The organism is Pseudomonas sp. FSL R10-2189 (genome assembly GCF_009600325.1).
GTDB classification, from domain to species: Bacteria; Pseudomonadota; Gammaproteobacteria; order Pseudomonadales; family Pseudomonadaceae; genus Aquipseudomonas; species Aquipseudomonas helleri.
In genome coordinates this window covers 170,825-184,360 of the sequence record NZ_WIVZ01000004.1, presented here as the reverse complement: position 1 = coordinate 184,360, position 13,536 = coordinate 170,825, and the positions used below count along the sequence as shown (strand labels likewise).

The following is a 13,536-nucleotide window of genomic DNA, read 5'->3' as shown; positions in this document are numbered from 1 at the left end:
CTCAGCCTCCGGTCACGGGCGGGAAAAAAGCCACGGTGTCGCCGTCTGTCAGCGGCTCGTCGAGCTTGCACAGTTCTTCATCGCGCGCACACATCAGGTTGGCTTCGGCCAAGACCTGCCACGCATCGCCCTGTTGCAGCAGGTGCTGGCGCAATTGATCAACAGAGGTGAATTGGCCTTCGACTGAGACGTTGTCCAACCCCAGCGCTTCACGGTAGCGGGCAAAGAAATGCACGTGGAATGTCATGACGCGTCTGCCTGAAAGTGGCCGCTCTTGCCGCCGAGCTTTTCGAGCACGCGCACATTTTCGATGGTCATGCCACGGTCGACTGCCTTGCACATGTCATAAATGGTCAGGGCTGCCACGCTGGCAGCGGTGAGGGCTTCCATCTCAACCCCGGTCTGCCCGGACAGTTTGCAGCGCGCGACGATCAACACCGCGTCGGTGCCCTGGGCGCTGAGTTCAACCTTGACGCTGGTGAGCATCAACGGATGGCACAGCGGGATTAAATCCGAGGTTTTCTTCGCCGCTTGAATCCCGGCAATTCGCGCCACGGCGAACACGTCGCCTTTGGGGTGGCCGCCGTTGACGATCATGTCCAGGGTTTCAGCACGCATGCGTACCACGGCTTGTGCCACCGCCTCACGGGACGTCACCGCTTTATCGGTGACATCAACCATATTGGCGCGGCCTTGGGCATCTAAATGAGTCAGCACAGGGAGTTCTCCAGACAAGAGCTGCCAGTGTAAGCCCGAGGTTGCGTTTTGCCCACGTATGCGAGGGCCATCGACCTCGCGAATACCGCGCATCCGAACATCGAATTGGCCGCCTGGCGGGTTTGCACGTACAACATGCACATCGTTCAGAGAGGTCAAATCCATGCCATTTTTTATAGCCATTGCCCTGAGTTTACTGGCCGGCGCCGCTGTGCCGATGCAAGCCGGCAGCAACGCCCGACTCGGTGCCGTGCTCGGTCACCCGTTCTGGGCCACGGTCATTTCCCTGATGGTCAGCGGCGCCGCAATCGCCGTGGTGATGCTGCTGGTCAAAGTGCCCCGCCCCAACCTTGGCGCACTGCTGGGCGGCCCTTGGTGGATGTGGCTCGGAGGCCTGGCCGGGGTTTTTTACATCACCGTGGCGCTGATTACCGTGCCGCGTCTGGGCGCGCTCAACTTCATCATGGCGGTGGTGGTGGGCCAGTTGATCATCTCGCTGGCGATTGATTACTTCGGCTTGCTTGGGCTACCAAAAAACACCCCCAGTCTGCAAAAACTGTTGGGTGTGAGTGTGGTGCTGGCTGGATTTTTGATCGCTTCGCGCGGCTGATTATGTGTGTAGGAGCGAGCTTGCCTCGCGATCTTTTGATTTTTTAAAAGATCGCGAGACAAGCTCGCTCCTACAGTGAAACCTGGCGAAGCACACCCCGCAGCCAGCGATGCCCCGGATCGTCGCTGAAACGCTGATGCCAGACCTGCACGTAGTTAAACGGCGCCACATTTAAAGGCGGCGGCAATCTGACCAGTGAATCGGCCAATGGCAGGCTGCCCAGGGTGCGGGTGGCAACCGTCAGAATCAGGTCCGTATCGCCAATCACGCTTGGGGCTGCGCTCCAATGAGGCACGTTCACCGCGACATGGCGCTGCAAGCCCTGGGCGCGCAATACGTTGTCGACTTCGCCCTGGGTGTTGCCGTCCATCGACACCAGCACGTGGGGCCGTTGCAGATAGGTATCGAGGTCCAGCACGCCATTCTCGGGCAGGACGTTGCGGTTGAGCAGGCAGGTAAAGGTTTCTTCGAACAACACCTCGCTGCAGAGGAACTCGGGCAGCGTGGCAAAAACACCCAGCGCGAGGTCTATCTTGCCGTGTTCGAGTTGTTCGAGCATGCCCAGGCGGCTGTCCTGGACCACCACCAGCGAGATGCCGGGCGCCAGCTCGCGCAATTGCTCCACCAACTTGGGCAACACGATGGCCGCGCCGTAATCGGACATCGCCACGCGGAATGTGCGTTGCGATTCCCCCGGCACAAAGTCGACCGACTGACCGAGCAAGGTTTCGATCTGCCCCAAAATCACCTTGAGCGGCGCCTGAATGTTTTGCGCCAGCGTACTGAGCACCACTTCGTTGCCCTGCCGAATCAGCAGCGGGTCATTGAGCAATAACCGCAGCTTGCTCAGCGAATGGCTGATGGCCGGCTGGCTCAAGTGCAAACGCACACCGGTGCGGGTCACGTGCTTTTCCGTGAGCAGCGCATCAAGCACCACCAGTAGGTTCAAATCGATAGTGCGCAGTAACACCTTGGCAGCTCCTGATTAAACATGGCTGGCGCCACAACGAAACCGGGCGGCTCTAGGCCGCCCGGATCAAGGTTATGTCAGAAGTGTTAGAGATGCGACTCTGCGTACTCGGCCAGGATCGAACGAGGGACGCCTTGCAGGGCGATGTGCACACCGTTGGGGAAGTCTTTGAAACGCTCCGTCAGGTAGGTCAGCCCCGAACTGGTGGCCGACAGGTAAGGCGTATCGATCTGCGCCAGGTTGCCCAGGCACACCACTTTAGAGCCCGCGCCCGCCCGGGTGATGATGGTTTTCATCTGGTGCGGCGTGAGGTTCTGGCACTCGTCAATCAAGATCAGGCTTTGCTGGAAACTACGCCCCCGGATGTAGTTAAGCGATTTGAACTGCAAAGGCACTTTGCTGAGGATGTAATCCACGCTGCCGTGGGTGTTTTCGTCATCCATGTGCAGGGCTTCAAGGTTGTCGGTGATGGCCCCCAGCCACGGCTCCATCTTCTCGGCCTCGGTGCCCGGCAGGAAGCCGATTTCCTGATCCAGCCCTTGCACGCTGCGGGTACAGATAATGCGCCGGTAGCGCTTGCTGACCATGGTTTGTTCAATGGCGGCCGCCAGCGCCAGAATGGTTTTGCCCGAACCCGCCGCACCCGACAGGTTAACCAGATGAATATCCGGATCGAGCAAGGCGAACAGCGCCAGCCCCTGGTAAATATCCCGCGGTTTCAAGCCCCAGGCTTCCTGGTGCAGCAACGGTTCCTGGTGCATGTCGAGAATCAGCAGGTGGTCCTTGCGCACCTCTTTGATCCAGCCCACAAACCCTTGCTCATCAATGATGAATTCGTTGATGTGCACCGATGGCAGGTTTTCGTTCATTTGCACCTGATGCCAGGTGCGGCCGTGCCCTTGACGGGTTTCGACCTTGCTCACGCGGTCCCAGAACGAACCGGTCATGGTGTGGTAGCCGCGTGACAGCATCGACACGTCGTCAACCAGTTGGTCAGTGCTGTAGTCCTCGGACTCGACCCCACAGGCGCGAGCCTTGAGCCGCATGTTGATGTCTTTGGTCACCAGCACCACGTGCAGGTTCGGTTCACGGGCGTGCAGGTCAATCAGTTGATTGATGATGATGTTGTCGTTGAGGTTTTCGGGGAGCAGCGCATTAGGCTCTCTGCGCTTGTTCATCAGGATTGACAGAAAGCCCTTGGGCCCGCTTTTGCCTCGCTGGATCGGCACGCCCTTTTCAACGTCTTCTGGCGAAGCCACGCCCAGGGTCTGATCGATCAAACGAATTGCCTGGCGACACTCCGCTGCCACCAATAGCTTGCCGGTTTTGAGTTTGTCGAGCTCTTCAAGCACCGTCATCGGGATAGCGACGTGGTGTTCCTCGAAGTTGAGCAAAGCATTTGGATCGTGAATCAGAACATTGGTATCGAGTACATAAAGGATTGGCTGGTTGGAAGAAGGAGTGCGTCCGTGATCATCCATACTCGGTCACCTTTGTGGGAGCCATTCGACGCAATACCGCAACAGTGCTGCGCCTCGAGTGACTGCCGAATTCATCTGTTTCTGTCAGATGAATGCCCTGCCCGATGGGTCTTGGAAGACGCCACCTGTGTTGCAGGTTTCGGCGGTCTGTCTTGGTAATACTCCAAATCATGTGACAAAAAAAAGTATTTTTACTGTTTGGCAGTTTTATTTTTCTGACTGACGAATAGCCTTGGCGACCTGCAAAATTGCTACTAGGCTCAGTAGTTACCTGACACAACCTGCGGCATTTAATCCAGTATTCGCCTGCTTCGGCGCGCCGAAAATACCGCCTCGAAATCTCTCCCCACAAGGCCGGACGGCTCTTACAAAACGCCGGGATGCCCCCTACTCGTCTTTCTCTTTGGCAGCACTAAGCTTCGTGACGCACCGGTTCATTAAGGCCTGCGCTCACATTTTTTATGCCAAAGGAATCCGTATGACCCCTATTTCCAAAACCCTGGAGCAAATGCTGCTCGAGATTTACCAGGACGGCAGCGTGTCTGTTACTGAATACCGCCAGCTGCGCGACAACGCTGACGAACGCATGGCGGCGGTCATCAATGAGTTTGGCCAGCACAACAACATCACCGCTTTTCAAAAAGCCATGGACGTTGCCATGCAACTGCTACAGCTGTCGGTCATTGATGCAAAAAAAGCCCAACTGACGGATACCGGGGAAGCCATCGTCAAAGATGCCGTGGTCTCGCAAGTTGAATACCTTCGTGTCGGTGCCGACCTGGCCTTGCGCCTTTTGTAAGGGCTACAGCAAAGCGCTCGCCCAATCGGGCGGGCGCCCAGATTACTGCGCCCCCAAGGCTTCGCACTCCTCCCAGCCCAACCCGCTCTGCACCGTCGCCTTGAGCAGCCAGGGCAATGCGCTGCGGACTTTGTCCTGGGTGTCATGGAAGGCAATCAGGCCATGGCGCCACAACAGCATCAAGGTCAATACGCGGTGTGCCGACTGCTCGGCCGTGAGGCTGCCGGCCAGGTCTTGCGAGTCAATGTTCCACAACGCCACCTGCAAGCCCTGGGAGTCAAAAAACGCCCCGCTATCAGCCCTGCGCTGGCCGTAAGGCGGCCGGAACAACGGCACGTAGTGTTGCGGCAACACCTGTTTCACCAGCGCGGTACTGCGCAGCACCGAGTCCTGCCAGTTTTGCCAATGACTGTGGGCCCGATATTCCCACCCTTGCACGCCTACACATTGACCTTTGTACAGCGCCCTCAGGGCCTGATCGGAGCTTTTGTCGAGGCGAGCTTTCAAGCTGTTGCCCAAGACAAAAAACGTCGCGCTCATGGACTGTTTGCGCAGATAGTCAGTAAGCCAGTCGGTGGTGCCGCCGATGACCGTCGGGCCGCTGTCGAAGGTCAGCATGAACAGCCGGTCGTGCATGTTTTCACCATTGAACTCCTGATCGCCCAGCAGAGCGATTTCGCTGCTGATTTGTGGCGACAGCGCGGCCAGGCGCAACTGTTCATCCAGGTAACGACGGTGAAATCCGGCACTCGGTTCGGCCCATTTCACGTAGAAAGAATCATCGGCCACTTCGAACTTGCCCGCCTGTTCACGCAGGCTGGCCATGTCTTCGACGTAATAACAGAACGAAGCATCCTGATCACAGCTTTGCTGGGCAAAGGTGTAATTGGCCAACAGGCGTTGCCACAGGCGCTGACGGACTTTATCAATCGCATCCATATTGATGACCTTGAGGCCCAGTCGCTCTTTAAGGCCGTTCTCATCCAGCCCTTCGCTGACCAGCAAGGCATGGGCGAACGTCAGGATCTCGGCACGCGAGGCGACATCAAACAGGACCGGACTGCTCAATGGCTCTGGCCAGGTCGTACGGTCCAGCGTCGCCGGATCATTGGGCGCCGCCACTGCCCCCAGACACACCAGCCAGGCCGACAAAAAAAGAGCAATGCGCACAGAGCCATCTCCGTCTAAAAACTGCCAGCACTATAACCGCTAACCCATTCCCCCGTAGGAGCGAGCTTGCCTCGCGATCTTTTGATCTGCCCCCTATCGCAGCCTTCGTGCCTCGTCAGCGACTACAAACGCCTTGTTTTTCGGGGCCTATCACCACCATAGGTGGAGTCAAACCGCTCAACCCCCTAGAATCGTCCGGACGCTAACAGGAGACGACCTCATGCTGATGGTGATTTCACCCGCTAAAACCCTCGACTACGAGACGCCGCCAGCCACTGCGCGTTTCACCTTGCCGCAATACCTGGATCACTCCCAGGAGTTGATCGAACAACTGCGCACATTAAGCCCGCAACAGATTGGCGAGCTGATGCATTTGTCCGACAAACTCTCGGGCCTCAACGCGGCCCGTTTCGGCAGCTGGACCCCCGACTTCACCCCTGACAACGCTAAACAGGCGCTGCTGGCGTTTAAAGGCGATGTGTATACCGGCCTGAACGCGGTGGACTTCAGCGAGGCCGATTTCGACTACGCTCAAGCGCATCTGCGCATGCTCTCCGGACTTTACGGTTTGTTGCGCCCGCTGGACTTGATGCAACCTTACCGCCTGGAAATGGGCACCAAGCTGGCCAATGCCCGGGGCAAGGATTTGTACGCGTTCTGGGGCACCCGTATCAGTGAATGGCTGAATGAGGCGCTGGCTGAGCAAGGCGATGATGTGTTGCTGAATCTGGCCTCCAACGAGTACTTCTCGGCGGTAAAAAAGTCAGCCCTGAACGCTCGCATCATCAATACTGAATTCAAGGACCTGAAAAACGGTCAGCACAAAATCATCAGCTTCTACGCTAAAAAAGCGCGCGGCATGATGAGCCGTTTTGTGATCAAGGAACGCATTAACAACCCGGCCGATCTCAAGCAGTTTGACGCTCAGGGCTATCGTTACAGCGCTGAACAGTCAAAGCCCGATCTGCTGGTTTTCTTGCGCGACGAAGCTCCCGAGTAGAGGCGTAGCCATGTTTGTCGGCGTTTTACTCATCATTGCCTGGCTCGTACTGTTGCTGCGCTACCCGCGCAAGGCGTTTCCGGTGTCGCTGGCAGCGCTGGTCGGGTTGGCGATAGTGGCTGCCTGCGTGGCCTGGCAAGACAGCCGGGAGGCCGATCAATTGGCCCGGCTGGATCTGCGCATTGTCTACGACCCGGCACAATGCCCCGCAGACCGCCCGCTGCAGTTAACCCTGACCAACAGCAATGACGTGCCGCTGAGCGAGCTGTCCTGGCGGATCGCGGCGTACGCGCCGGGTGACACGGTCAACCTCGCTGACAACCAGTACACAGCCCCGCATTATCGTGGCCCCGGTGAGTTGCAGGCAGGCGCCTCGTGGCAAGACTGTTTGCCAATGCCGCCGTTGCGCACCGGGTATCGCGCGCCAAGCCTGGAATTTCGCGCTGAGCGCCTGCAAGGCAGCTTCTCCAATTAAGGATATTTCGATGCGCCGTGTTTTGATTACCGGGTGCTCCAGCGGCATCGGCCGCGCCATGGCCGATGCGTTCAAGGCAGCCGGCCATGAAGTGTGGGCCAGCGCCCGCAAACCGCACGATGTCGAGCACTTGGCAGCCGCCGGATTTATCGCTCTGCAACTGGACGTCAATGATCCGGCAGCGCTGGCGCAACTGGCTGAGCGTCTGAGCCAGGAGACCGACGGGCTGGATGTACTGATCAACAACGCTGGCTACGGCGCCATGGGCCCGGTGCTCGACGGGGGTGTTGACGGCCTGCAGCAGCAGTTTGAAACCAATGTGTTTTCAGTGGTTGGCGTCACCCGCGCATTGTTTGCCCAACTGCGTCGCAAGCAAGGGCTGGTGGTGAACATCGGCAGCGTGTCCGGTGTACTCGTCACCCCGTTCGCCGGGGCGTACTGCGCCTCGAAAGCAGCGGTCCATGCACTGAGCGACGCCTTGCGCATGGAGTTGGCGCCGTTCGGTATCCGCGTGCTGGAAGTCCAGCCTGGCGCCATCAACACCCAGTTTGCGAAAAATGCCAGCGATCAGGCTGAGCACTTGATCAGCGAAAACTCCCCGTGGTGGCCGATGCGTGAAGGCATTCGTGCACGGGCCAAAGCTTCGCAAGACAACCCCACCCCCGCCACCGCGTTCGCCACAGCCGTACTTAACGCCGTAGACCGCCCAAAACCACCCCACCTGCTGAGGTACGGTAATGGCAGCCGCGCACTGCCGCTGCTAGCCGCGCTGGTGCCGGCCGGGCTGCTGCAAAATATTCTGATGAAGCGATTTGGCTTGAATCGTTAACAGTCGCCCAACACATCAAAGTGCCGGAATTTATAGGGCTTATATCGAAAGAGCATGAAGCCCTATGACGGCTGGCGCGCGTTTTAAACCCACGTTAAACATCCACTTAAACAACGCCCTCTCCCGCTCACGCACAGCCGACAAGTTCTTTATTGACGGCTTATTCAATAAAACAAAATTGTTTGAATCGACACTTCAGAAGTGATATTAAATCGCCAATAGACTATGTTCAGTCTCGATCAGTATTCATATTGCTGCACGCGGCAGTCGATACCGCGTACGACACAAGGAGTCAGAAAATGCCTGATAAAACAACGCGCCTCACCATTCTTATTGACTCTTCGACCAAGCAAAAGCTGGAGATCCTGTCTGAAGAAACAGACCTGACCATCTCGCAAGTCATCAGAAAGCTAATAAGAGACCACCTTCATCAGTATGAGAACAAAACGATTAACTTGCCGAGCAATCGAGAAAAATTAGATTCGTCAACCCATGCTTAATATATAAATAGGACTAATACTTTAGCATTAACTCATTAATACTCTTTACACGGGTTAATAGTATTACTTATTTAAAAGACTGTTTTACCGATTGAACCAGGAATGCCCCATATCATTGGGGCACCCGTGGTCACAGTACGATTCCCTACCGCTCACGCAGCGCCTCGCGCGCGCGATTCATTGGCTTGATCAAGTAGTCGAGCACGGTTTTTCGCCCGGTCTTGATATCAACCGAGGCGATCATCCCCGGCACGATCGAGAACGTTTTCCCGGCCTTGTTCTTCAACACATCGGCATCGGTACGGATAAACACGCGGTAGTAGAAGACCTCGGGTTTGGCTTCGTCCTGAATCGTGTCCGGGGAGATGGTCACGACTTTGCCGTCCATCCCGCCGTAGATCGAGTAGTCGTAGGCGGTGATTTTGACCTTGGCCACTTGGTCCGGATGGATAAAGGCGATGTCCCGTGGCGAGATGCGCGCTTCGATGAGTAGCTGTTCATCCATCGGCACGATTTGCATCAGGCGGCCGTTGGGCGGGATGACGCCGCCGATGGTCGTTACCTCGATGTCTTTGACGATGCCGCGGACCGGCGAGCGCAAGGTCAGGCGGGTCACGGAGTCGGAGCGCCCGCGCATTACCGACGACAGGGTCTCGACGTCGGCGTTGGCTTTGGCCATCTCCTCTCCGGCGTGCACCATGTATTCAGAGCGCGCCTGGGTCAGTTTTAACTCCAGCTCGGCCTTCTGACGCTTCAGGCGCAGCACTTCGACGTTGCTGGCCGCGCCAACCTTGGCCAGGTTCTCGGTAATTTCAAGCTCGCTGCGCACCAGCGCCAACGAAGAGCGCACCCCCGCCAGCGATTCATCCAGGCCCTTGCGCCGCGTGGTGTACAAGTCGGTTTCGGCACGGATCAAGGCCGGGTAGCCCTGCAATTCATCGGGGAACACCAGCGGTTTGTTGTTCACCTCGGCCTGCAAGCGCACCACGCTGGCCAGGGCTGCCCGGTACTTGGCCGCACTTTCATCGAAGTTGGATTCACTTTTGGTCGGGTCGAGCTTGGCCAGGGTTTGCCCGCTCGCCACGATATCGCCCTCGCTGACGTTCAATTCGGTGACGATCCCGCCTTCCAGTGACTGAATAATCTGCTCGCGGGAGGTCGGAATGACTTTGCCGGTGCCGTTCGACACTTCGTCGACTTCAAAAAAGTAAGCCCACACGCCAAACGCGATCAACATGAGGCACACGTAACCGACCACCCGTGTCGCCCGCACCACGGTGCTGTCATCGACGCCATCGTGATACGGCCGGGTGCTGTCGTCTTCGCTGGCCAGCAGCGGGATTTTCTTCGGCACTTTTGGCCCGTGGGACGTTTTATTGTTCATGTGAAGGTCCTTGAGCGCGACGCTATCCGTGGCTGCGGGTTCATTGCGCGGCTTTCTGTGGTTTGGACAGTCGCGCTATCGCGTTGTCTTTGCTGTCATCAACGACGATCCGCCCGTTGTCCACGACAATGATCCGGTTGACCAGGCTCAAGACGCTCATGCGATGGGTGGCAATGATCAAGGTGCGATGACCGGCCCACTTGCTCAGGTTCTGGATCAGGTTGCGCTCGCTCGCTTCATCCAATGACGCCGTGGGTTCGTCCAGCAGGACGATATGCGGCTGGCGAATAAACAGACGCGACAGCAACAAGGCCTGGCGCTGCCCGCCTGAAAGTCCCAAGCCGCCCTCAAGGATCAAGTGGTCCATGCCATCGGCAAATTTGCTGACGAACTCTGCGGCGCCGGTGAGCGCCAGCGCGTTGAGGATTTCGCTGTCGGTGGCGTGAGGCGCGCCGAGGATCAAGTTGTCGCGCAGGGTGCCGTGAAACAGCCGGGAATTTTGTGTGAGCAGCCCGACGTCGCGACGCACGTCCGCCGGGTCAATGTGCCCGAGGGCAACGCCGTCCAGGCTGATGCTGCCCTCCTTCAGATCGAGCATCCCGGCCAGGGCCTGAAGCAATGTCGATTTGCCCGCACCATTGCGCCCCAGCACGGCGATACGTTCACCCGGCTGGATCTTCAGGTCCTCCACAGTCAACGCGGGTGCAGGAGAATCGCTGGAGTACTGGAACGCCGCCTGATTGAGCGCGTAATCGCCGCGCACCACGGGCAAATGCACCCGCTTGCTGCCATCGGCATGATCCACCGGCAACTGCATGATCTGGTTGAGGCTTTGCAGGGCAACTTTGGCTTGCTGCCAGCGCGTCAGTACGTGGGTGAGCTGCGCCATAGGCGCCATCATGCGGGACGACAGAATCGACGCGGCCACCAGGCTACCGGTGGTCATGTCACTGGCCATGACCATCGGCGCACCGAACACCACGACCACGGCAAACACCGAACCCTGGACCGTGTTGCTCCAGGACACCAAAGAGTTGGTCAGCATGCGCAACCGCAGGTTGGCGTCGGCACAACTGGCGTTGTAGTGGTTCCACTGCTGCTGGAAGCGCTGCTCGGCTTGCAGCGACTTGATATCGTCCAGCCCCTGAATCGTCTCTACCAGCATGGCGCTGCGCAACGAGCTTTCGCGCATCGACTCGTTGGCCATGCGCGCCAGTTTCTTTTGTGACATCAGGCCCGGCACCACCATCAACACCACCGCGAGGATGGGGATCGCCACCAAGGGCCCGGCGATAAACCAGAAGATCACCAAAAACAGCAAAAAGAACGGTAAATCTGCCAACGCCGTGGCGGTGCTGGAGGTGATCAGGTCGCGCACCTGTTCCAGTTCTTTGATCTGCGAAATAAACGAGCCAGTGGATTTGGGCCGCACGCTGTTACGCAAGCGGATGGCGTGGCCGAACACCAAATCAGACACGCGCAGGTCGGCGCGTTTGCCGAGCATGTCGGTGATGCGTACGCGGGTCAGGCGCATCATCAAATCGAACACCAGCGCCAGCACCACGCCGCCAAACAGCACGTACAAGGTGGGCATCGACTCGGCCGGAATCACCCGGTCGTACACCTGCATCGAGAACAGCACCCCGGCCAGCCCCAGCACGCTGGTGACCAGCGACGCCAACATCACGTAGCTGTACGGGCGCAAGTCCCTCAGCACGATGTTTCGGAACCAGTCCTTCTCGTAGGTTTTTATATAGTCATCGATCCGCGCATCGCGCACCGCACGCATGGGGCGCAGCACCACGATTTTGCTGGCGTGTTCGATCAGTTCCTGACGCGAGATACGGCTTTGCAGGCCCGCATCACCGCTGTAGGTGATGCCCAAATCGTCATCGTCACCCAGGGTTTGCAGGACCCCGACCTGCCCATCATCAAACTGCAGCACCAACGGCATTTGCCGCTGCATGAGGGTGGTTGCGGTGAAGTCGACAATCACACAGTTGAGCCCCGCCTGGCGTGCCATCAGCCGCACCACCTCCTCGACGGTCTTGCCTTCGGTCCATTGCACGGCGAGGCGCACGCTTTGTGCGGAACACTCCAGACGGTAGTGCCGGGCAACGAGCAAAACCGCATCCAGCCACACTTCATAATCCAGCGGGGCGGAGTGGTTCGGCGCCGTTTCAGCGGGTTGTTCGGCAGCTTGCGTGTCGGCCTCAAGCATCACGGTATCGTTCATGGTCGGATCTCCACGCCTTGGATCGAGCTGTTATCCAGATGGAAGGCTGTGCGCAATCCGCCGGTGTTGTAGAGGCAATCAATCTTCAGGCGGCGCAGGTCGGACGCGGTGTTTTCACGATCCATGCGCGCCTGGTGGATTTCCTGCTCGGCATTGAGTAAATCAAGCAGCGGCCGGGTCCCCAGTTCCAGGTATTGCTGGCGATACAGGTCGCGGGTTTCAGAGATGCTGCGCTCACGAAAATCCAGAGTCGAAAGACGCTGGGTGAGGCTGGAGATTTGATCCCGCGCCTCCAGCAGCCCTTGGCGCACTGAAAGCCGTGCGGCGTCGTTTGCGTATTGCGCCGTGCGCAGGGCTTGTTCGGCAGAGGCTTTGCGGGCGTTGATCGCACCGCCCTGATAGATCGGCATTTTCACGTTCAGAAACACCCCGTAGCGTGTTCTGTCGCGGCCGTTTTGAACGTTGTTGTCGTTGCTGTCCAGGTACTGGGTCAGCTCCGGGTCCAAAGACAACGTGGGCAGCGCTTCGGCCCGCGCATTGGCGATTTGCGCCACGGCATCGACCTGCTGCGCCTGGGCGATCAACAACGAAGGGGTGACGGCTTCATCGGGCACCACGCCTTGGCAAGAGTGCTCCAGGCTGTCAGGAAAGCCCGGCGTGACGCTGACTGGCGCCTGCGAGCCAAGCAAGCTGCTCAATGCTCCGCGCCAGCGGTTCAATTGCGCCGTGAATTGCAGTTGAGTCGCCATCGCCGCTTCGACCCGTGAGCGCGCCTGAATCAAGTCAGAACGCGTACTGGCGCCCATGTCGCTGCGTTTTTTGGCCAGGTCGGCAATCGCCGCCAGGCCATCCACTTGTTCGCGGGCCAGCCTCTGCAAGGTTTGCGCGCGCTGCAACTCAATCACCGAGAACGAGGTTTCCCGGGTCACCTGATCGACCGCCAGCAACACCGCGGCCTGGCTGCCGTTGACACGGGCAAGGGCGCTGTCGACAGTGCTCGACACCTTGCCGAAGTCATACAGCATCTGTGACATCGACAAGGTAAACGCCTGGCTTTCGCCGCTGCCGTTCAAGCCACTGTCGTAACCCGAGCGCAACCCGCCGCTGATTTGCGGGTAGTAACCGGAGCGAGCAATGGTCACGTTCTGTTGTTGCTGATACAGCTTGCCGATCGACTCGGCGATAGCCGGGTGCCACGCCACGACCATTTGTACCGCGCGGGTCAGGTCGAGGGTGCCCGGTATGACGCGTTGCGGGGGGGCCGACGCACTGACGCCCATTGGCCCTCCCGGTAAATTCGTGCCCAATTGACTCGGGCTGATAGTACTGACGCTTTCGGCGTCGTCATACATCGATTTGGCCATG

The 13,536-nt window shown here is 58.3% G+C and carries 14 protein-coding genes; 6 read left to right on the top strand and 8 right to left on the bottom strand.

The window, feature by feature from the left end; all coding sequences use genetic code 11:
• Position 1: 1 nt before the first annotated feature.
• Both moaD and moaC read right to left on the bottom strand, forming a co-directional pair.
• Positions 2 to 247: a molybdopterin converting factor subunit 1 gene (moaD, locus tag GHO32_RS05250; protein WP_153333467.1), complete on the bottom strand. Its 246-nt coding sequence runs from the start codon at positions 245 to 247 to the stop codon at positions 2 to 4.
• Positions 244 to 717, bottom strand: coding sequence for a cyclic pyranopterin monophosphate synthase MoaC (moaC, locus tag GHO32_RS05245; protein ID WP_123750132.1), 474 nt, complete (start codon positions 715 to 717; stop codon positions 244 to 246). Before moaC ends, moaD begins: the two co-directional genes overlap by 4 nt.
• Before the next feature lie 163 nt (positions 718 to 880).
• On the opposite strand from moaC, the gene GHO32_RS05240 reads away from it, so the two are divergent.
• Entirely contained in the window at positions 881 to 1,327 is a 447-nt protein-coding gene (locus tag GHO32_RS05240) for a DMT family transporter (protein ID WP_048368235.1), read from the top strand.
• Between the two features lie 70 nt (positions 1,328 to 1,397).
• Here GHO32_RS05240 and GHO32_RS05235 read toward each other — a convergent pair whose 3' ends face one another.
• Both GHO32_RS05235 and GHO32_RS05230 read right to left on the bottom strand, forming a co-directional pair.
• The gene (locus tag GHO32_RS05235) at positions 1,398 to 2,297 is read right to left on the bottom strand and encodes a LysR family transcriptional regulator (RefSeq protein WP_368668482.1); all 900 of its coding nucleotides are present in this window, start codon (positions 2,295 to 2,297) and stop codon (positions 1,398 to 1,400) included.
• Positions 2,298 to 2,383: 86 nt separating this feature from the next.
• Positions 2,384 to 3,778: a PhoH family protein gene (locus GHO32_RS05230; RefSeq protein ID WP_123749662.1), complete on the bottom strand. Its 1,395-nt coding sequence runs from the start codon at positions 3,776 to 3,778 to the stop codon at positions 2,384 to 2,386.
• A gap of 478 nt (positions 3,779 to 4,256) precedes the next feature.
• Here GHO32_RS05230 and GHO32_RS05225 point away from each other — a divergent pair, with 478 nt between their 5' ends.
• Positions 4,257 to 4,577: a hypothetical protein gene (locus GHO32_RS05225; RefSeq protein WP_153333471.1), complete on the top strand. Its 321-nt coding sequence runs from the start codon at positions 4,257 to 4,259 to the stop codon at positions 4,575 to 4,577.
• A gap of 42 nt (positions 4,578 to 4,619) precedes the next feature.
• On the opposite strand, the gene GHO32_RS05220 is transcribed toward GHO32_RS05225, so the two are convergent.
• Positions 4,620 to 5,747 (bottom strand): polysaccharide deacetylase family protein, encoded by a 1,128-nt coding sequence (locus GHO32_RS05220; RefSeq protein WP_368668483.1) that lies wholly within the window; start codon positions 5,745 to 5,747, stop codon positions 4,620 to 4,622.
• A gap of 220 nt (positions 5,748 to 5,967) precedes the next feature.
• On the opposite strand from GHO32_RS05220, the gene yaaA reads away from it, so the two are divergent.
• From yaaA to GHO32_RS05200, 4 genes are all read left to right on the top strand, one after another.
• Positions 5,968 to 6,747: a peroxide stress protein YaaA gene (yaaA, locus tag GHO32_RS05215; protein ID WP_153333473.1), complete on the top strand. Its 780-nt coding sequence runs from the start codon at positions 5,968 to 5,970 to the stop codon at positions 6,745 to 6,747.
• A gap of 10 nt (positions 6,748 to 6,757) precedes the next feature.
• Positions 6,758 to 7,222 carry a hypothetical protein gene (locus GHO32_RS05210; RefSeq protein ID WP_048389804.1) on the top strand — a complete coding sequence of 155 codons (465 nt, stop codon included), beginning with the start codon at positions 6,758 to 6,760 and terminating at the stop codon, positions 7,220 to 7,222.
• Positions 7,223 to 7,232: 10 nt separating this feature from the next.
• Positions 7,233 to 8,051: an SDR family oxidoreductase gene (locus GHO32_RS05205; protein WP_153338270.1), complete on the top strand. Its 819-nt coding sequence runs from the start codon at positions 7,233 to 7,235 to the stop codon at positions 8,049 to 8,051.
• A 299-nt stretch (positions 8,052 to 8,350) separates the two neighbouring features.
• Positions 8,351 to 8,551 (top strand): hypothetical protein, encoded by a 201-nt coding sequence (locus GHO32_RS05200; protein ID WP_153333476.1) that lies wholly within the window; start codon positions 8,351 to 8,353, stop codon positions 8,549 to 8,551.
• Positions 8,552 to 8,696: 145 nt separating this feature from the next.
• On the opposite strand, the gene GHO32_RS05195 is transcribed toward GHO32_RS05200, so the two are convergent.
• From GHO32_RS05195 to GHO32_RS05185, 3 genes are read right to left on the bottom strand one after another with little or no spacing between them, the layout of a single operon-like run.
• Positions 8,697 to 9,935, bottom strand: a complete 1,239-nt coding sequence (locus GHO32_RS05195; protein WP_153333478.1) for an HlyD family efflux transporter periplasmic adaptor subunit — start codon at positions 9,933 to 9,935, stop codon at positions 8,697 to 8,699.
• Positions 9,936 to 9,975: 40 nt separating this feature from the next.
• A complete protein-coding gene (locus GHO32_RS05190) occupies positions 9,976 to 12,171 on the bottom strand; it encodes a type I secretion system permease/ATPase (protein WP_153333480.1) in 2,196 nt (731 codons plus the stop codon).
• Complete coding sequence (locus GHO32_RS05185) at positions 12,168 to 13,535, bottom strand: TolC family outer membrane protein (RefSeq protein ID WP_153333537.1); 1,368 nt, start codon at positions 13,533 to 13,535, stop codon at positions 12,168 to 12,170. The genes GHO32_RS05190 and GHO32_RS05185 overlap by 4 nt, the downstream gene beginning before the upstream one ends.
• Position 13,536 lies beyond the last annotated feature (1 nt).

Excerpts from the sequence above, each read along its gene's own strand:
- GHO32_RS05225 (WP_153333471.1), top strand. The coding sequence starts at position 4,257 with ATGACCCCTATTTCCAAAACCCTGGAGCAAATGCTGCTCGAGATTTAC.
- GHO32_RS05195 (WP_153333478.1), bottom strand. The coding sequence starts at position 9,935 with ATGAACAATAAAACGTCCCACGGGCCAAAAGTGCCGAAGAAAATCCCG.
- GHO32_RS05240 (WP_048368235.1), top strand. The coding sequence starts at position 881 with ATGCCATTTTTTATAGCCATTGCCCTGAGTTTACTGGCCGGCGCCGCT.
- GHO32_RS05200 (WP_153333476.1), top strand. The coding sequence starts at position 8,351 with ATGCCTGATAAAACAACGCGCCTCACCATTCTTATTGACTCTTCGACC.
- GHO32_RS05185 (WP_153333537.1), bottom strand. The coding sequence starts at position 13,535 with ATGGCCAAATCGATGTATGACGACGCCGAAAGCGTCAGTACTATCAGC.
- moaD (WP_153333467.1), bottom strand. The coding sequence starts at position 247 with ATGACATTCCACGTGCATTTCTTTGCCCGCTACCGTGAAGCGCTGGGG.
- GHO32_RS05230 (WP_123749662.1), bottom strand. The coding sequence starts at position 3,778 with ATGGATGATCACGGACGCACTCCTTCTTCCAACCAGCCAATCCTTTAT.
- GHO32_RS05210 (WP_048389804.1), top strand. The coding sequence starts at position 6,758 with ATGTTTGTCGGCGTTTTACTCATCATTGCCTGGCTCGTACTGTTGCTG.
- GHO32_RS05190 (WP_153333480.1), bottom strand. The coding sequence starts at position 12,171 with ATGAACGATACCGTGATGCTTGAGGCCGACACGCAAGCTGCCGAACAA.
- yaaA (WP_153333473.1), top strand. The coding sequence starts at position 5,968 with ATGCTGATGGTGATTTCACCCGCTAAAACCCTCGACTACGAGACGCCG.
- GHO32_RS05205 (WP_153338270.1), top strand. The coding sequence starts at position 7,233 with ATGCGCCGTGTTTTGATTACCGGGTGCTCCAGCGGCATCGGCCGCGCC.